Genomic DNA, 18,745 nt, shown 5'->3' on the forward strand with positions numbered 1-18,745 from the left:
AGGTTCAACTGACGCGCGATAATAACTATTACCTCCTAAAGGAGACATATTCTAGAGCTAAGCCGGATCACACAGGGGCAATGGGGCGTTATCTCTGCGCCGCTCCGAACTCGCCGTCGTTTTGAGTATTCCAGCACTTCTCACTGACCTCAGCATGAGGTTTGGGGTGATTCGATTTCCATTTAGGCTCATGAAATTTTCCACCTTGAGAAATGCACCAGCGCGTCTTTGGCATGCCAGATGGAAATTTGTGGGTACCGTGGTGGGGAGCCAACATGACACGGTATTCTTCCCCGATAGGGGATTTCAGTACTTCTTTGAGCGCAGTTCCCCCTATGTCCCCGAAACAAATAAGCTTCCCTGATTGGCTCGATAGAACGAGCGAAAGGTTGTTGTTTGCTTTTCTGATTTTGGACAGAACTTTTTTGTATCTATCTCGGAAATCAGGGGGTAAATCGAGAGCTAGCAAAGGTTTTAGTTCTTCGTCCACGCCCGACTCATTGTCCTGCCCCAAATAAAACTCTGAGGCATCGCCATTACCACTAATCTCGAATTCGAAGTCCTCAGAGTGCTCATCATCTGGGATTAAGTCCAGCTGTGCGTTTAGCTCGTGCCCTGAAAGTTCGTCACGGTTCGCCGCGACAGAATTTGCCTTTGATAGGTTTTCCAGCAAAGTAGAGTGGCCAGCATCGTCTAGATCCGAAGCTAACTTCCGGACCGCTTCGACCGCTCGATAAAGGCTCCGATGCAATTCCGGGGTAAGCAGCGTTGGAGGCCAAAGAACGTCAAATTCATCTCCCGCTAATGAAATTGGCCCACTGGAGCTGTTCAGCGGTCGGAGATGAATGATCTCATCTGGAGCAAGTAGTGGATTCATCGATATTTGCAGATCTAGGACAGCAGATCCCGTTCCCTTGAGACCTCCCAACATGGCCATAAGTCCGGCCGATAAAGTCACTGGCATTGCGGGATAGTAAAGCTCAACGGAGTTTAGATCGCATTTGACTCCAGATACTTGGGAAAGCTTCTTCAAACCTCCCCAGTGATCCCAATCAAAATGGCTAACAACGAATGATTTAACGTTCGCGAGCGTTCCACCGAGAGACTTGAAGAGCATCTCTGATCCATCAATGGTTGGGCCACGCCAAACGCCGCAGTCCAGTACTGCGCTCAACCCTGGATCGCGCTCAGGCCATGGCCTTAGGATTGTGCAAGCACCGTCGCCGACTGGAAGCACGTTGATCATTGGATCAGCCATGATCGACATCCTCTTCTTTCGATTTCTTTACCAGTAGCGACGCATCGTCATTTCCGCTTAAATCAGATTCCACATTCGTTATACCGAATGGAACGTGGACACTTGGGACGACTTTTTGCGCTTTCTCAATGTGCCCTTTTTGATCATCAAAGAAGATATGAGGACGTAGCACTCTCAGAACGCTTCCTTTCTCGATCCCACCAAGGAAAAAGGCATCGTTGACGCGTAACCCGACAGACCTTAAGTGTTTAATTACTCGCTCATGAGACGGAGCATTCCGAGCGGTGACAATGGAAACATGAAGTCTTCGATTATAATCTTCACCCTGGGACTTTGCAGACCTAAATAGCTCTTCTTCAACGTCTTGAATCTTATTTATTCCACGAAGAAAGGATGAAAGAGGACCTTCAACCATCGGGACTGAAGCGTTGTCAACTTCGTGTGCGTGAAAAGTTTCTAAGTCAGTTTCCTGCATTACCCGTTCGGATTCGTCACCGGCGAGCACACCGTCGAAATCAAAAGCGATACGGAGATCTTTGCTTTCACCTGCCGTTGCAGGGATTCCAACGACTTGTCCTGCCGGAAGGCCCTGCGCAATAGCATCTTTCACGTCCTTCTCACTGTTTGAGAGAAAGAGGGACATAGATAAAGCTTCCATAAAATGATAAGGAGATCTCCCTTGCATAAATATTGCTCGCGAAATATCCAGATTATGTTTTTCTACCGATTTCATGACCCTAAGACCTGTATCAGGATCATTTCGAGACATGATGATTACCTCAATAAGGCGCTTGCCCTCTTCAGCCAAATCATTTAGTCCGAGTAACCGCTTGATAAACGGGAAAGCAACACCGGGCTGCAGTGTATCGTGTAGGTGATTGTCCTGATATTCCCTGTAGGCGTCTTCACCATTTTCACGAAAATATTTATCTGATTCGGTCAGGTCGAAGAGAGCGCTTGATGCAACTCCAACCACCAGTAAATCATCCAGTTGATATGCAGCCATGATCCTCACATTCTTAGATGCCGATTGCCGGCACTTCGAATTTTAGGCCACAGTCTGACAGCATCAAGTTTCGACGCGAAAATCAGGAGGAATATTAGGGTGATGATCTACTGTGCAGACGCTTCTTCGCCCAGCTCCTGGGTCGGTACGGAGTGAAAGTTACCCGAAACTTCATTATGTGCGGCAGGAGCAAATAAAATCTCTATGACTTTACATAACGTACATTATCGGCTTTTAACTCACGGGAATAGAAGTAGCTGCGAGAGCTCCTTAGACACGGTGAGAAGAGTATTTCTGCCGAGGAGACGAGTCTTTGCTGCTGCGGCCAAATGGTGTCGCTAACCCGATGTTGCCCCTGTGTTCTTTGAGGGGGCCGCCATTAATTTAGTGATCGGTTCGGATCATGCACCAAGCCATGTTGAAACGTTGCGCTTTAAGATCGCTGGCGCGCATCCATACTTCGAAGTTTCCGGCGTCTGCGAACCAACCGTCAAAATGCGTCCAGCTTTCGACACTAAGGATCAGAACGTAGGTATCTCCCGGCTCTAGTGGGCGAACTGCCGTAAGGATTTCGTGAGCGTAGGTATCGCCTGAGTCACTCTGGCCGTACAGGTGCGAGGTGGGAATGACCGGGCCGGTGACAGAATCAGCTCCCTGCCGCCAGGCCATCCAGGTCGCGTTAGCTTCTTCTTCAACCCGCTCAGCAGCCTCGAATGCAGCAGCATCATCTATGAACTCCACAGCGCGCGGCAGGCTGAAACCCGTCCCAAGCAGGACTGGTTGGCACACTGGGTGAGGGACTTCCAAATCCTCAGGACCATCAACCAATGGGGGAAAATGCTCACCGGTTAGCGGCACATGACGAACAAGCCATCCGCCGGTGTCTTCGTCTTCAGGGTTCCCGTAGGTGCCCAAGTGATGGAATACCTCAAGATAGCCAGTTTCCGGTAAACGGGCCGTGGGTTCGGGCCAGTCGGGTTCCGTGAAATCCGGGGATTCAATCAGTGCTTGGGCCTCACCAAGTTGAATCGTTGCGATATGCGCCAGCGGTTCCCCGTCCGCGTTACGAGGCCATTGCTCCATCGGGCCTAATGCCGGCCCTCCAAGCCAGGACAGCTCCCCTAGTTCGGCCCGCTCGGCAAGGATCCGGTCGACACCGGCCTCGTACTGGTCTAGCAGCAACAAAGAGAACTTCAAATCCTCGCGCAGAAACGCGGCGTGAATTTCAGGGGAATCGAGCCACTGAAGAATCCGCTGACGGGAAGTCGCAGTGACGCGAGTACGAGGCAGCTTGGCCACTATCAAGTCCTTTCGAGCAATCCGTTCACAGGGGATGGCTGGGTCCCTTTGAGCAGCAGTCCAGCAACTATGCGATAGCTAACAGATTCTCTCTAACCCATTCATCCCAAAAACGGGACGGCGTCAACCCATCCAAGGAGCCACGGGGACGTTCCTGATTGTAAATGTCCTTCCATTTATCAGCCAAATACCTCGCCTCCGACATGGTGTCCATGATCTCTCCGGAGAGTTGTTCACGTCGGAACTGCGCATTGAACGACTCAATAAAACCGTTCTGCCAAGGCGAACCCGGATCAATGAACGCAGTAGAAACTCCAACAGTGTTGCACCAATCCACCAACGCACCGGCAGTGAATTCAGGCCCGTTATCGCACCGCACGAATGTTGGTTGGGTCCCTGTCTTGGCAATGATCCCTTCCAAAACTGCCACCACGTCCTCAGCCTTGAAAGGCCGCCGCGGAATAATCGCCAATGCTGTTCTCGTGTACTCATCAATGACATTGAAAAAGCGGACGTGACGTCCGCAGGAGGTGACATCCGACTGGAAATCAAAGCTCAGTACATGCATCGGGTACTCGGCGGTCAACCGCTTCTGCTCCCCAGCGTCTGGACCGGTGCGCCGCTTCTTTCGACGCTTGGGCTTACAGACCAAGCCTTCCTCGCGCCACAACCGTCGGACACGCTTGCTGTTCAAGACAGTGCCTGCCCATCGTTCGGTGGCCAGCAAGTGCCAGCGGGCCTTGCGCCAGCCCCAGACCGGATACTCGGACGCGACAGCGCGCAAATCGGCTCTCAGCTGCGCTTCGTCAAAGCTCATCGGTGATTTCTTCTTACGCAGCGCAGAACGGTTCTGGCCCAGAACTTGGCATGCGAAACGTTCGGACGCCCCAAATTTTTCCATCGCCATCCGTACGGCACGACGGCGTGGTTCGGGGCTTAGAATTTTCCCATGGCCACCTCGGTAAGGATGTCGTTGGCGAGCATCCGATCAGCGAGCAGCTTCTTCAGGCGGGTGTTTTCCTTTTCCAGCTCTTTGGTACGTTTGCTGGCTTCAGCGTTCTTCTCGGACCCGTACTGGTTGAGCCAGCGGTACCAAGTAGCTTCAGTGATCTGCAGTTCTTTGATGACCTCGATCATCGGGTGGCCTTCATTGAGCATCTTCTGTCCTTGGCGGACTTTAGCGATGACCTGGTCTGGGGTGTGTCTGCGTGCCGTTGTTTCTGTGATTCCTCCTGTGTCCATTGTCGGACACAGGTACTCACATAGTCACTGGACTACTTTTCGGGGACCCAACCAAGTTCACCTAATCCTGTACCACCTTATATGCCCTATTTGCTGACCCGACATACGATTTGGCCCGGGCCGCAGCTTTGGTGGCTGCGGTGAACTAGTAGATGCTCTCTTGGATTCCTGCAGTTGCGGTGCCACCGTTGCTGGGAGTCGTTCCAGTAAGTTCTGCGGTGACTCTCATGCTGAATTCGCTATCTTCATGAGGACTCCGGCTCAATCGTGAACCGTGCCATTGACTTGAAACTTACGGGCGAAAAATTAGTTGCGAGATACCCACCACCGGCGAATCTACGGCAAGCAGCGTTAATGTCAATTTTCACCTATGCAAAGGCTTAATGGCATAGGCATATTTAGTATATCAGAATATCAAAATTGTCCTATGTGCGCGTCAAAAATCTATTAAGAAATGTTACTGACTTAAAACCTTAGTATTCGCTGAATCCTGATAGCTTAAAGCCGATACATAAATTCAGGTGTGGGGTCCTGGATGTATAAGCAGAGGTTTATCGTCAAGCGCTTGACTGATGTTGCCCACTGGTTGTGTCTTCTTTCGCAAGCGACTTTCTTCCCCACGCCTTTCATCAGTTGGGGAACGATAAATGCTCGGCAAGCACTACGACAATCCTCGTACTCGGAAAAGTAGCGGCAGGGCCAGATTGCCCAACGTCCTGCCTGTGCCAAGAAGCTTCCGGCGCAGGGATGCTTCTCCGCGCCGAGGATCGCGGAACTGGCTCATTTTTTGTGCAGCTCTCATTGCCATCGGAAGCCTTGGTTTTCAGGATTCCGGAGCGGCATATGCCACGTCGACCACCGGTCCCGTTTCAGAAGCAGGCGAACTTTCGACAACGGCATCCCCGAGTCCAGCATCCACTGCCAGCCCGGAAATTTCCGTTTCTGCACAGCCATCGGCTTCCTCCGAGGAAGAACCGTCCGGTGCAACCGAGGAATCCATCCCTCCTGCTCCGGTGAACAGTCCATCGGAAACACCAGCGCCGTCCCCCTCCAGCTCGAAGTCGGTCGAGTCAACCACTGACCCTGAGCCAGAGCCAAGTTCTTCGGACCCAACAGCCAAAGAGTCGGGTGCTTCCGTAGTGGAGTCCAGAGCTCTTAGAGCTGCGGCAACCTATTCCCCAATCTGTGGTCCCGGATATGTCTACGGGCTGACCTCTGCTGGCCAAATCCGTGCCGTCGCACCAGGTGGAGCTGTTTCAAACCTGGGCAGTGCTGTCAACCAGGCAAACATGCAGATGAACGGCCTAGGAATCGGTGCCGGCGGATCCACAGTATTCGCTTACCACCGCAGCACGGACACGCTAGGTGCCACGGTTTACCGTTTCGACGTCAACACAGGTTCCTGGTCCACCACCGGCGCTGCGGTAAACTCCAGCACACTGAATCGTTCGGCAGTATTCGTTGCAGGAGCAGTCGATCTGGGCACCGGTCGCTATTACATCGGCGGCTACACCCCTACCGGCAATAGCACACGGTCATTCCAGCTATGGGAATACAATCCCGCGACAAATGCGATCTCCTACAAGGGCCGCATCGCCACAGATACTGGATCCACCGCTGCGGCGAACGGCGACATGGGTTTCGATGCGAACGGAAACCTCTTCGTTGTCCGTGGCTCCGGAAGCACTGCGACCATATACTCTGTGACGGCAGCTAATCTGGCGTCTGCGAATGGCGGAATTATCACTTCGTCAGTCAGTAACACGGTTAATAACACCACGACCAACGTCAACGGTGTGGCCTTCGACGCCGACGGCAAGGGTTATCTGAGCTCGGGCGATATTGTGCAATCCTATGACATGCCCGGCTGGAGCAATCCGAAAACCGTCGTGAGCACGAATTTCGGCGGAAGTACGGACCTCGCATCGTGCGGATCACCGCCGACCATTACCATTGAGAAGTTTGTTGAAGGTGGACGTGTAACGGCAGGCGATCAATTCGGTTTGTCGCTACGCCAAGGAAGCGCTACCGGTACTGTCATCGGCACGGCTACCACCACGGGCAACGCTAATGGGCAGCAGCCCGAGCGTGTCGGTCCCCTGCCGACTGTGCGCAATGTCGAGCTGCATTTCGCGGAAACCGCCGCGGGAACCGCAAACCTAAGCAACTACGCCTCTAGCTACCGTTGTCTGGTAGATGGTGTCCAAACCGTGCAAGGCACAGGAACTGCAGGAAAAATCACGATTCCTTCCAGTGGCCAAGCAGTGGAATGCCGGTTCTACAATTCACCGCTCATTGCGCAAGTGAACGTCCACAAGCAAGTCACCGACTCGAAGGGCGAGAACCCGCAACCAGGAACGAACTGGACTGTGGGAGCTACCGCGCAAGCGATCACCGGTACCATTTCTTCGACGCCTTCAGCAACTACACAGCAAACCAATACTGAAGGAACATCCTCATGGCGTTTTCAGTTCGGAGCCAGCAACAATAAAGCCGATCTGAAAATACGTGAAGTCATGCAGGACGGTTACAAATTCGCTAGCGGAAAATGCGACGTGACCAAACTTGACGGAACCAAAACGGCTATCACTTTGACCGGTCCGGACAACAATCCTGCAGCTGGAATCGTTCCCGGGGACGTAGTCGACTGCACCATCGTCAACAGCCTCAAACCCGCAAGTGTATCAATCGGAAAGCAGCTTCAGGATTTCAAGGGGCAGAACCCTAAACCAGCTAGCAACTGGACCGTAGGCGCCACCCTGGCAGCCGGAAGCAGTTCTGGAACCAGCATCAGCACCCCGGCAACATCGCTGACTGGTGCCGATGGCAAGGTCGCGACACCGTGGGCTATTAATTTTCCGAACAATCCTACGGCCACTGCCAATGTGACTATTACTGAGACGATGCAGACAGGGTACGACTTCGTCAGCGGTGTGTGCTCGGTGACTAGTGCCGGCGGAGCCAAAGCGGAAAAAAACCTCTCTTCGGCGTCTTCAGTCCTGACAGGTCTTAAACCGGGTGACGTTGCTGAATGCACTTTCACCAATAAGCCCAAGAGCGGAGCAGCTCTCTGGCAAAAGATCGACGAGGCCAGCAAGGCTCTCTCCGGATCGCAGTGGACGCTCACCGGACCATCGAATTTCAATGGCGGGCAAGGGCTAGAAATCCAGGACTGCACCGCGCAGGAAGCTTCTTCGTGCACCGGTGCAGACCGTGATCCAAAGGCCGGCGGCTTCAAGATACCTGAACTGCCGTGGGGGCAATACCAGTTGGAAGAAACCAAAGCACCAGCTGGCTATTATCCGCTCGATGAACCTCTGGAGTTTGAAGTATCTGCAGATACTCTGACTTTCGACCTCGGCCCAATTGAGAACACCCGGCGTGAGGGCCCGGCAATACCACTGACTGGCGGGCTGGGCAGTGATTTCTACAGCATGCTCGGTGGCGGGATTTTGGCAGCTGGTCTTGTTGGTGCAGGTCTTAGCCGTCTGCGCAAACGCCGTCAGGGGGTTTCATAACATCAATATCCCCTTATAGAACTCGCATCATGCGCACACTAATCCCTCATCTCGAATCCACTCGAAGAACAATTCATCAGTCCACCCGAACCCGATGCGCGGTGAGGGAACGAAAGGAAAACGGAAAAACAATGACCGTTAAGAATCCGCTCCTAAGGCGCGCAACCGCCGCCATTGGAGCCATCTCGATCGCAGCTAGCGGGCTGCTGCTTCTTGGTTCACCTGCCTTTGCAGCTGTGGGCCCCGACCAGCCGGGCGCTCCGTCTAGCGGCACCCTGACCGTGAACAAGTATTCGGGTTCACCAGTTGGCACTGGGGAAACTCCTGACCCCGAAAACTTGCTTGATGGAGTTGAATTCACCGTGCAGCAGGTCGGTAAGCTCAACGCGGGGAATTCATGCGAGCCAATCGATCTGGCTGCGGCTGCCGACTGGGACGGTTTGAACGGATTGTTCAACTCTGCGCCAGCTGCTCCTTCCGCGCCGTACTGCTTGGTTTCCGGTACCGATGTTGCCCAGCCGACGGTGGATGGCTCTACTGTTTTCAACTTGGACTTAGGTGTCTACTTCGTTCGCGAAACTGACCCAGGCCAGAACAACATCGTCTCCAAGGTTCCGGACTTCTATGTCTCGATCCCTACCTCTGAAGGTGCCGAAGGCAACGGCTGGAACTACAACGTGGTAGCCGACCCCAAGAACCAGATCCTGGATGAACCAACCAAGACCATCGATCCTGCACAGTCCGAACTGACCGTAGGCAGCGATGTGACCTGGAAGCTGAACGTTCCAGTGCCTACCCTTAACAATGGGGAGAAGTTCACTGAAGCCATCGTTCGCGACGCCCTCGATTCCCGCCTGCGCTACGTAGCTGACTCGACAGTTGCCACGGTCGGAGGTACGCCACTTGTGCAAGGAACCCACTACAACGTCACTGGAAACGCCGTGTGGACCTTCACCGCAGCTGGCCGCGCAGTGCTCGATGCGAATATGGGCGAAAGCATCGCTCTTAGCTTCGACACCACCGTGATTTCTGTCGGCAACGGGGCTATCCCGAACGACGATTACAAGAGCACCTTCAACGGCACCACGGTCCCAGGCGAACAAGTTCCTTACACCTATTGGGGACAACTCTCGATTCTGAAGACCGATGATTCCAAGCCCAACGCGCTAAAGCTGGCAGGCGCTGAGTTCCAGGTCTTCAACCTCACCGGTGAGACCTGCCCGGCAGAAGCTCCAGCAAATGGCACCGTGGCCACCGGCACCTCCGATGCCAACGGTCTTGTGCAGTGGAGCCACACCACCCCAGCCAGCAGCCCTCTGGGCCTTTGGATCACCAACGTTGACAACGGTCCAGCGGCGCCTGCCCCATCCAAGGACTACTGCGTTTATGAAACCGTGGTTCCAGCTGGCCACACCGCAACGCCAATCGACAATCCTGTCACCATCACCCCAGGTGAAAACAATGTCAATTCGATGACCGTGGTGAACGCCAAGACTGAAGGTCCAGATCTTCCGATGACCGGTGCTCAGGGCACGATCCTGCTCACCGTTGGCGGACTGGTAATCGTTGCGGCCGGCGGAGGACTCCTCCTCGCAGCCCGTCGCCGTAACAACAAGCAGGATGCCTAAGCTCCAGCTGGCCTGAACGTATAAAGGCCCAGAATTCGGCGGCGGTGCATTCATGCGCCGCCGCCAATTCCATTTCATCACCTACGAGGATAACTAGTGACTACATCGAGACTTGGGCGTCATGCAGCGCACCGCGAGTCCCATCGGAGTTGGAGACTGCCCTGGCTGGAGACCCTCGCCGCCATCCTGATCCTCGCAGGAGTCATGACTTTCATGTATCCTCGCACGGCGTCATGGTTCTCGCAGCGCGAGCAGTCCCGCGTGACTGAGATGGCGCTCAACGAAATGCGAGAAGCTCCGACCAATGACGCAGCATATCGGGCAGAACAAATTGCCCGCGCACATGAATATAACGGTGCCTTAGCCAGTGGCGCCGTATACCGGGCTAATGAGAACATCGCCAGCAGCGACATCAACGTCGCTGATGAAAAGTTGGACTACGAATCACTGCTGGACACCACCGGCAACGGGTTCATGGGGCGCCTTCGATATGAATCTCTCGACATTGACCTTCCTATTTACCACGGCACAAGTGACGAAACACTGCAACGCGGCATTGGCCATCTGGAGGGAACTTCGCTGCCGGTCGGTGGAAATGAAACCCGTTCTGTATTGACAGCGCACCGCGGACTACCCGAATCTACGCTTTTCACCCATCTGGATCGGGCGCAGATCGGAGACCGTCTAACTGTTTCTGTACTCGATCAGACTTTAACCTACGAAGTTGTCGAAACGGTCGTCATTGATCCAGACGAAACTGAAGCTATACTTCCTGTCGAAAATACAGACATGCTGACACTTGTAACCTGCACGCCTCTCGGGCTGAACAGCCACAGGATTCTCGTCAATGCAGTGCGAGTAACACCGACTCCACTAGCAGATGAACTAGCCGCAGCAGAAAAATCCGAACTACCTGGCTTTCCGTGGTGGGCCGTAGTCCTGAGCGCAGTGCTGCTAGCGGCAATTGCATTCGTCTGGCGCGCTGGCTACGCGCAAGCCAAAAGGCACACCCGCGCCTCGGAGCGCAGGGCTGCAGAAAACACATGAGTACCATTTGCTGCTCACGGCTTCCGAAAGCATTCAGAGCTAGAAGTATTCCGATAGCAGGCAAACCTCGCACAAGAGATAAATCTTCGGTACCTCGTCTGAGCGCCCATCACATCAACCACGCCGCGAACAGTTCCCCGGCACGACCGTCAAACAGGAATCATGAATTCTGACAAGCAGTTCGTCCCATACACACTTACTTTGCAGATGGAGAATGATGATGCCAGCTACAGTTTGTATGAAGCGCTGAAGAAATACAGGGCTAGTTTGTTGACGGTGCCATCGGATTCATCGGAAATCCTTAGTTCCGTCACTCGTTTGATCGAGCTGGTCGAAGAAGCATGGGACGCATCGCCGAACGGCGAGACCACACTGGTTTGAGAAGAGTGAGCCTCAACGATTAGTCTGCTTGGGCATTTTCGGACTATACAGCTAAGGAAAATATCTTGGGTGTGTGGCCGAAAACCAGCGTCGGTCCCACGGAGAGAAGACCCTCGCTGTCATTGCAGGGGGTCTTCTGACCGTCAACGATAGCAACCCGCAGGTTTCTGGGGAAAACCGGCGGGCCCACTGGGAATCGTTATTCTTGGGGTAACGAACGATTCGCCACCCAGTGGTTGGGCCCGAAAATCTAGCGCACTAACCTAGTTTAGTTGTAAATCGTGCCTTCGGTTCACCAAGGTACTAGACCGGGACGATAAGCGGAGGATTTCGCACCATTTTGCTGTCAATGGCGCATATTGCAACGCATTGAACCTTGAGAATACGGATCCGCAGGATTCTTGCAGTACTTCACACCTCGTTCTGGACTTTTCAATAGGTAAATCGACTGTGCCGCAAGGCTGCTATTGGATTGATGAAACGTAGTCGCGGATCTTGTACGGCTCGGTGTCGGTGAAGGTGAAGTAGAACGTCTGCTTCCCTTCCCCGGCCCAGGATTCCCCGTCCTTGGTCACCCATTGCCAAGTAGACATCACCGCAACCGTGTCCTGCTCGTGGTGCTCGGTCATGAGTTTCACCGTGGGCTTGCTGGTCGCCTTGTTCTCTGCTGCGGTCAGCCATTCAACGCCGGTCGCTGGCCGTTCCGGGGCGATGACTTGCTTGGCTCGTTCGCTGGTCATGAGGTTTCTGGCGCGCATTTCGGCGGCGGTACGGTTGAAGTCCTTGTTCGGGTTCCAAGTGGTCATGATCGTGGCCGCTTGCTTCGCCAATTCGATTTTTGCTGGGTCATCCACAGCATCCCCGTGCTCGTGGCTGGCGCTGGGCGCTGGCGCGGTGGGGCTGGCCGTGGTGGGGGCAACGCTCGGGCTGCTGCTTGGTTCGGTCTCGTTGCTGGCGGGGGTGCATCCGGCTATCCCTGTTGCGAGTCCTACGGTCAGGGCCAGTGCGAGGATCTCTGGGTGTTTCATTGGATGTTCACCTTTTGCTGTCGGAGGATCGGTACCGGGTCATAGGTTTTGCCGTTGTTGATCGCTGGGCGGTCAAACACACTGGTTTTCGGGTTGTTGATCTGGAAGTGGACATGGATGCCACTGGAATTTCCGGTAGCTCCCGGCTTGCCCAGCGGGGTTCCCTTCTTCACTACGTCGCCGGTTTTTACCAGCAGGGAGTTGTCTTGGGCTTCGTGGAATTCGAAGACCAGGTAAGGGGCTTCGGTCATCTGGGCGAAAATGTAGTTGCCGTAGGAGCCGTAGAGTTCATCAAGATTGCCTCTGCTGGCATAGGTGATTTTCATATCGGTGGGAGCGTAGAAGTAGGGGTCTGATCCGGCCAGGTCGATGCCTTCGTGTTTCAAGAGGAACGGCATGCCAGCGCAGCTGGCCAGCGGGCAGGCGCGTGGCCCGAACGGCGAGGTCATGCTTGAATTGGGCATGGGGTGTGCCCATTCATCGGCTTTCAGTTCACCGAAGTCGAAGCCACCGGGCGCTTCGCAGGTTGAGGAATAGTCCATCTGGGCGTTGCCCATGATGATTTCCACGTAGTGGCGGGTTTCCTCGAAGGGCGGGATTCCCCCGTATTTTTGGACGTTGCCTGCTCCGGCGTTGTAGGCGGCCAGGGTGAATTGGATTTTTTCTTTCTCGTTGCTGGCCAGATCCGCGATTTGTCCGGCGAGATGTTTCATGTAGCGGCCTTGGGCATCGAGGCCAGCGAACGGATCGAACGGGTCTTTACCGTTGCCCCATTCCTCCCAAGTTTCTGGCATGAACTGGGCAATGCCTCGTGCTCCCACCGGGGAGACTGCCTTGGGGTTCCAGCCGGATTCTTGTTGGATCTGCGCGGCGATGATCCCTACGGGAAGCCCAGCAGTATCGGCGGATTTTTCCACAGCTTCCCGGTACTGTTCGGGAATTTTCACCGTGGATGTTCCGTCTTTGCCCTTGCCGATGGGCGTGCCTTCAATGACACAGGGGGCATTGGGATCAGGTTCTTCGCTGTCGCCTCCACCCATGAACAGGATGATCGGGGTGATGACCAGAAGGAGAAGGACACCGAGGACTGCCAGAACGATTTTGGCTCCGCCTCCCTGTTCTTCCATGACCAGGCCTCCCTACTGGCGTGTGCTGCCGTTGGTCTTGTTGGATCGGTAGACGGTGGTGTTCTCCAACTGGGTTGCCACCACATACACCGCGTCATCGGTGACCAGTGCCGGGGCTGGATCTTCGGTACGGTAGTTCGCCCACGACTGTGGCTCGGCCTCCGGGGAGGCGAGGTCCAGGGTGACTGGCCCGTTGCTGGTGTTCGCGTAGATCAGGTTTCCGTGGATTGCTGAGAGGTCAGCGGCAGGAAGGTCTTTGAGTGCTGCCTGGTCGCTGTAGCTGATTCCCACGTTTCCGATAGCTGCGGTTTTCGCTTCCTTGTCTACCAGCAGGGGTTCGGTGGTAGTGGGGATTGCCCGTGGTGTGCCGGAGAACAGCATTGAACCGGTGCTGGTGTTCAGCACTCCCATGATGCGTTCGGTGTCATCCCACGCCAGCAGGGCGTGGGTATCGTCGAGCAGCCACACTCGTACCGGGTATTTCGTGGCACCTTCTGGAGCGGTGAAGTTCTTCTCTTCCAGGATCTTCCCGGTGTTATCCAGGGTGTAGATGGCGGTGGCGCTGATCGTGGTGATGGTTCCATCGGCGGCGACGTCCAGCACGGTCGATCCGGGCGGGATCATCACATCATGCAGCGTGCCAGCCGCATCGGGGACACGGATGTACCAGTCCCCCAGTTCGATGTAGGGGGTGTGGGTGTCGGTGCGTGCTGTTTGCCCTGGTTCCAGCCCGATGCTGGTTGGTGCCACGCCCGGGGTGTCGTAGGGCATCTCTACCGGCCAGAGGCGCAGTTCGTTGCGTTCTGCAGCGGCATAGACCGGTTTGCCGGCCCAGGTGCCCTGGTGAATGCTGGCCAGGTCTTCCGGGGCTTTGTCCCCGCGCCACACTGGCTGGCCAGTGTCCGGGTTGCGCCCGGTGACGGTGCCTTCTGGATCGGCGGTGAGCAGCCGGTCGGGGCTGATCATGTTGACCGTAGCGCCAGCGAGGGTGGGGTGGCTCCACGCGGCGGTCGCTTCGTGTTGCGGTGGCGGCGCGGCTGGCAGCGTAGCCCCGACCCCTTGCGGGGTGTAGGCGGGGACGGTGGCGGCGGGCTGGTTGGCGATGACCACGGCGGTGCCGACGCCACCGAGAGTAAGCACCGCTAGGGTGCTCGCCCCGGCAATGAACCAGCGTTTTTTCGTGCGCTGCGCGCGTTCAATCTTCGCTTGCACGGCTTCCTGCTGCGCGGAGAGATCGAGCACTTCCCCATCAGCGGAAATGATCATGTCCCAGGAGCTGTTCGTGGACGCATCAATAGCACGCACACGAACAGCCCCGAAGTGGTGCGTGGCGAGTTTGGCGATGACCGCGTTTTTCCCTGCCTCGATGAAATCCTCCTCATCGAGCACGGGGACCGGTGCCCCATCCAAGGTCAGCCTTTGGCGGTCTTCGCTGATTTGCAGCGTATAGACCGGGAAGACCGGGACTTTCTGGGGATCGATCAGCGTCATCTATTTCGCCACCCGTAGCTTCCTTGGGTTAGTCGGCGGCCTCATCGCTTTTCAGCAAGAAGTCCCGCACGTCTTTCTTCCTGTACCGGCGTACCCTCGACCCGATAGACACCGACTTCAGGCCGTATTCCTTGTTCCATTTCAGAACGGTCTGCGCTTTCACCCGCATCACGTCCGCGATCTCCTCGGTCGTCGCCCACTCCGGCAAATCCGCGATGAGATCTTCAACGGCTTCTGGATCGTTCATGGTCACACTCCAAATGTGCTTGAGTACGAAAACCACGTCAACCCTGTTACCTCATGTTTTCCCATAAAACCATGTTTTACATGTTTTCACAATGTAACCGCGTTACAACATTGACACTGTTTTCTATGCGAGTTAGCGTAAATAACGAATCACTACTTACGGTTGATTACTTTACTGAGGTGAACCCGCATATGTCAGGGATCCCAAACCCTTTTGCGCCTACAAGACCAAATAAGACGCCTGATAGCGGTCATGACATCCGAGATGACCTTCTCGGCCATGACCTCATCGTCACCGGGCCCACTGCACCAGGATTGTCCCCCATGTTGGAAGCCCCATCTTCCCCGTGGCCACAAACGGACATCGGTCCCTTCGAAGGCCTAGCCGTCATGGGCCTGCACGGCGGAGCAGGCGCCACCACCCTCAGCACACTCCTTGGCGAATCCGCCCTGGACGTAGGCAGGGCATGGCCGCTCTCGCAAAGTACCCGAACTCAAGCCCCCTGGCCGCTTCCGGTGATCGCAGTCGCTCGCACCGACCACACCGGCCTGTCCGCCGCGGACCGTTTCGTCCGCTCCTGGGCCAACGGACAACTGAGCGGTTCCCAGCTCTCAGCCCTGGTGCTGATCGAAGCAGGGCCACGCACCAGTGACGCCCGCAAAAAAGCCACCAAGCGTCTGTTGCGCATGGTTCCCCGAGGCACCCATATCCCATGGATGGATCCCTGGCTCGATGCCCCGCCAGATCCTGCCCGGTTGCCCGGACGGATCAAACGAATCATCAAACTCCTGAACACTCCCACCAAATAGAGAGGCAAACACATGTTGCTGCAAACCCTGGCATTCGGTATCGACCTGGCCGCCAGCATCCCCAACCCAACCCCTGAACAGCCACCAGGCACCGAAGGGTTCACCACGATCCTGAACTGGATCGCCTGGGCCGTCATCCTGCTCGGCGTAGCCGGATTCCTCACCTCAGCCGGGTTCCTGGCCTTCGCTTCCTTCACCGGACGAGAAATCAACGGCTTCAAGGGACTGGTCATCTCCCTGATCGTCTGCATCCTGGCCATTAGCGCGGGAACGATCATCAACGTCTTCGTCTAAGCACAGGTGAACCGTCTAAGAGAAAGAGAAGATCCTCATGGCTGAAACTGATCCATTAGGCAGAAACTGGAAACTCTGGGGCGGTATCCTCGCCTTCATCGTGGTCATCGTGATCGCGGGGCTAGTCATCTTCCCCCGCGTCAACTCTGAACCAGAAACAGCTCCGCCCGCTCCGGCCCCGTCGGTACCGGTTGAGACTGCTTCCCCGTCATCCCCTTCCGCTTCGGCTTCCACGCCAGCTTCCGGGGATTGCCCTGCGCTAAGCACCGACGATTCGTTCCCGAACGATGCTCCGGCTACGGAGTGGAAGCGACACCCTGTGGGTATGCTGCTGCCGGTATCGGCGGAGCATGGGCCGGCGAAGATGGATGGGGATTTCTGGCGTTGTTTCAGCCACACACCATCTGGCGCAATTTTCGCAGGATTGACTCTACTCCTAGACATTTCGGGGGCAGGAATCATCGATGCCGCAGTTGAATCACCAGAACGCGATCGACTTTTTGAGCAATGGATGGCCCTGGAACAGACCTCCGAATACCCCGTAATTTCTGGCTACCGCATTATGGATAGCTCAGATGATGCTGCTTCTGTCGAATATATCGGCCCAGCGGGCAGTCAGTATGTTTCAACTCGTGTAGATCTTCTATGGGATGAAAATGCTAACGATTGGCGGTTGGATCTTTCATCCGGTGAACCGGCTTGGGACATTGCAACTGATCCCAGCGCGTATACCGATTTGAAGTAGGTGCAATTATGGCCGATTCACAATGCCGTCCGTGGGATCTCATTTGCAAAGGCGGCGAAGGATTAAAGAATCTTGCTGATAGTGCGATTACGGACTTCGTGCAGTCGCTCTATGACGGTGCGGTAGCCTTCGTTGCCCAGGTTTCCACGTTCTGGATGGATACACCCAGCCCCGACGTAGACAATGCAGCCGTAACCAGCCTTCGGGCTGACATGTCTTGGTACGTGGCAGGGTTCGCGATCCTCGGTTTCCTCATCGGCCTAATAAAGCTCGTCATGTCCCAGGACGTGAAAAACAGCCTCATCGGATTGGGCACCCCGATTGCGAATCTGATTCTCGCTGCCACCGCCTATGCAACAGGTATCGGATTGCTGCTCACCGCTTCGGATGAATTCTCCAAATGGATCGTCGAGCGTTCCACCGGCGGAGACGTGGATCTGACACAAATGCTGACTACCGGTGCTGCGCTGATTGCCAGCCCTGGCCCAGCATTCCTGCTATTCATCCTCTTGCTACTCGGCGCAGTCATCAACCTGCTGTTCATGTACTTCCGTGACGTGATGTTCCTGATCCTCTCCGCCTTCATCGTGGTACTGGCTGCGGCCAGTGGCTCAGAGCAGGGCCGGCAAGCATGGCGCAAAGCCAACGGCTGGCTGATCGCGCTGCTGCTCTATAAGCCGGTCGCAGCGGGCATCTATTCTTTGGGATTCCGCATGCTGGTAGAAGGCAGTGCCCCCGAGGGTGAAGAAGCCACTGTTCCTGAGGCGATGCACTCGACCCTGATTGCGTTGCTGATCTTGTTGCTGGCGGCGCTGGCGTTGCCCGCCTTGATCAAGTTCATCGTTCCTGCTGCCGGTGTTGGCGCTGGCGCGTTCTCCGGCGGTGCAGCGCTGGGCGCTGGTGTCACGCTCGCAGCCGGTGCCGCAGTTCTCGCGGGTACAGGTGGCGCGGCGGCTGCTGCCGGTGGTGCAGGTGCGACGATGGGTGGCGGTGCAGGTGCCGTTGGTGGTGGCAGTGGTGCCGCTGCTGCTGCCGGTGGCGGTTCGACCGCAGCCGGGACAGCCGGCGGCGGCACTCCAGCCGGTGGTGGAGGATCGACTGGCGGCAGTGCTGGCGCATCCGTGAGTGGGTCATCTGGCGGTGGTGGTTCTTCTGCTTCGGAAACCATTAGCGGCACCGATGGGGGTTCTTCCGCGTCGGGTGCTGCCTCTGGTGAGGCAGGCTCCGGCTCTAGTGCTGGTGGCGGATCTTCTGCCAGTGGTTCTGGCAGCTCCACGTCCGGCGCAACCTCTAGCGGTTCTCCTGCTGCTTCGGGCGGCGGTGCTCATACCTCTGCCGGTGGATCGGATGGCGCAGCATCATCGAGTAGTTCGAGTTCCAATCCAACCGGTGCCGGTGCATCAACTTCTCCTAGTTCTTCTGGCTCCGGCAGTTCGGGCACCGGCGCTAATTCCCCTGGCTCTAGTTCCCCAGGCTCAGCCCAGAACAGCACCCCACCTGCCGGTGGCCCCTCAGGAGCAAAAGCACCAAACAAGCTCAACGAGGCAATGCAGAAAATGGGCGACGTTAAAGGCATCGCCAACGGGGCAAATCCCAGCAAGCTCGTAGACGAGGACGGCGAATAA

Annotated in this window: 17 protein-coding genes; 8 read left to right on the top strand and 9 right to left on the bottom strand. The window is 55.8% G+C overall.

Annotated elements, in window-relative coordinates:
• Positions 1 to 88: 88 nt before the first annotated feature.
• The 5 genes from AC1Z36_RS17945 to AC1Z36_RS17965 form a co-directional block, all read right to left on the bottom strand.
• On the bottom strand, positions 89 to 1,258 hold the full coding sequence (locus AC1Z36_RS17945; RefSeq protein ID WP_483562034.1) for an MBL fold metallo-hydrolase: 1,170 nt from the start codon (positions 1,256 to 1,258) through the stop codon (positions 89 to 91).
• Positions 1,251 to 2,264 carry a 5'-nucleotidase gene (locus tag AC1Z36_RS17950; RefSeq protein WP_483562035.1) on the bottom strand — a complete coding sequence of 338 codons (1,014 nt, stop codon included), beginning with the start codon at positions 2,262 to 2,264 and terminating at the stop codon, positions 1,251 to 1,253. Before AC1Z36_RS17950 ends, AC1Z36_RS17945 begins: the two co-directional genes overlap by 8 nt.
• Positions 2,265 to 2,648: 384 nt before the next feature.
• Entirely contained in the window at positions 2,649 to 3,563 is a 915-nt protein-coding gene (locus AC1Z36_RS17955) for a DUF1963 domain-containing protein (RefSeq protein WP_483562036.1), read from the bottom strand.
• A 67-nt stretch (positions 3,564 to 3,630) separates the two neighbouring features.
• A protein-coding gene (locus tag AC1Z36_RS17960) for an IS3 family transposase (RefSeq protein ID WP_483562037.1) occupies positions 3,631 to 4,805 on the bottom strand; the annotation gives its coding sequence in 2 pieces (ribosomal slippage) (positions 3,631 to 4,514 and positions 4,514 to 4,805; 1,176 coding nt in all).
• Between the two features lie 823 nt (positions 4,806 to 5,628).
• Positions 5,629 to 5,883, bottom strand: coding sequence for a hypothetical protein (locus tag AC1Z36_RS17965; RefSeq protein ID WP_483562038.1), 255 nt, complete (start codon positions 5,881 to 5,883; stop codon positions 5,629 to 5,631).
• 211 nt (positions 5,884 to 6,094) lie between these two features.
• Here AC1Z36_RS17965 and AC1Z36_RS17970 point away from each other — a divergent pair, with 211 nt between their 5' ends.
• The 4 genes from AC1Z36_RS17970 to AC1Z36_RS17985 all read left to right on the top strand — a co-directional run bounded on the left by AC1Z36_RS17970 (position 6,095) and on the right by AC1Z36_RS17985 (position 11,379).
• A complete protein-coding gene (locus AC1Z36_RS17970) occupies positions 6,095 to 8,323 on the top strand; it encodes a SpaA isopeptide-forming pilin-related protein (protein WP_483562039.1) in 2,229 nt (742 codons plus the stop codon).
• Between the two features lie 131 nt (positions 8,324 to 8,454).
• Positions 8,455 to 9,951, top strand: a complete 1,497-nt coding sequence (locus AC1Z36_RS17975) for a SpaH/EbpB family LPXTG-anchored major pilin (protein ID WP_434694022.1) — start codon at positions 8,455 to 8,457, stop codon at positions 9,949 to 9,951.
• 96 nt (positions 9,952 to 10,047) lie between these two features.
• The gene (locus AC1Z36_RS17980; protein ID WP_483562040.1) at positions 10,048 to 10,998 is read left to right on the top strand and encodes a class C sortase; all 951 of its coding nucleotides are present in this window, start codon (positions 10,048 to 10,050) and stop codon (positions 10,996 to 10,998) included.
• 162 nt (positions 10,999 to 11,160) lie between these two features.
• Positions 11,161 to 11,379: a hypothetical protein gene (locus AC1Z36_RS17985; RefSeq protein ID WP_483562041.1), complete on the top strand. Its 219-nt coding sequence runs from the start codon at positions 11,161 to 11,163 to the stop codon at positions 11,377 to 11,379.
• Between the two features lie 464 nt (positions 11,380 to 11,843).
• Here the strand turns inward: AC1Z36_RS17985 and AC1Z36_RS17990 are convergent, their stop codons facing one another.
• From AC1Z36_RS17990 to AC1Z36_RS18005, 4 genes are read right to left on the bottom strand one after another with little or no spacing between them, the layout of a single operon-like run.
• Entirely contained in the window at positions 11,844 to 12,407 is a 564-nt protein-coding gene (locus tag AC1Z36_RS17990) for a hypothetical protein (protein ID WP_483562042.1), read from the bottom strand.
• On the bottom strand, positions 12,404 to 13,534 hold the full coding sequence (locus tag AC1Z36_RS17995) for a transglycosylase SLT domain-containing protein (RefSeq protein ID WP_483562043.1): 1,131 nt from the start codon (positions 13,532 to 13,534) through the stop codon (positions 12,404 to 12,406). The genes AC1Z36_RS17990 and AC1Z36_RS17995 overlap by 4 nt, the downstream gene beginning before the upstream one ends.
• 12 nt (positions 13,535 to 13,546) lie before the next feature.
• Positions 13,547 to 15,025, bottom strand: a complete 1,479-nt coding sequence (locus AC1Z36_RS18000; RefSeq protein ID WP_483562044.1) for a hypothetical protein — start codon at positions 15,023 to 15,025, stop codon at positions 13,547 to 13,549.
• 28 nt (positions 15,026 to 15,053) lie between these two features.
• Positions 15,054 to 15,272 carry a helix-turn-helix domain-containing protein gene (locus AC1Z36_RS18005; RefSeq protein ID WP_128471534.1) on the bottom strand — a complete coding sequence of 73 codons (219 nt, stop codon included), beginning with the start codon at positions 15,270 to 15,272 and terminating at the stop codon, positions 15,054 to 15,056.
• Between the two features lie 323 nt (positions 15,273 to 15,595).
• Between AC1Z36_RS18005 and AC1Z36_RS18010 the strand changes: the two genes are divergently transcribed.
• Genes AC1Z36_RS18010 through AC1Z36_RS18025 form a run of 4 tightly spaced genes read left to right on the top strand, consistent with a single transcriptional unit; the run spans position 15,596 to position 18,745 of the window.
• Positions 15,596 to 16,081 (top strand): DUF6668 family protein, encoded by a 486-nt coding sequence (locus AC1Z36_RS18010; protein WP_483562045.1) that lies wholly within the window; start codon positions 15,596 to 15,598, stop codon positions 16,079 to 16,081.
• A gap of 12 nt (positions 16,082 to 16,093) precedes the next feature.
• The gene (locus AC1Z36_RS18015; protein WP_483562046.1) at positions 16,094 to 16,375 is read left to right on the top strand and encodes a hypothetical protein; all 282 of its coding nucleotides are present in this window, start codon (positions 16,094 to 16,096) and stop codon (positions 16,373 to 16,375) included.
• 37 nt (positions 16,376 to 16,412) lie between these two features.
• A complete protein-coding gene (locus AC1Z36_RS18020) occupies positions 16,413 to 17,120 on the top strand; it encodes a DUF8175 domain-containg protein (protein WP_483562047.1) in 708 nt (235 codons plus the stop codon).
• An 8-nt stretch (positions 17,121 to 17,128) separates the two neighbouring features.
• The gene (locus tag AC1Z36_RS18025; RefSeq protein WP_483562049.1) at positions 17,129 to 18,745 is read left to right on the top strand and encodes a hypothetical protein; all 1,617 of its coding nucleotides are present in this window, start codon (positions 17,129 to 17,131) and stop codon (positions 18,743 to 18,745) included.

It is taken from the genome of Glutamicibacter sp. BS14 (genome assembly GCF_056934375.1).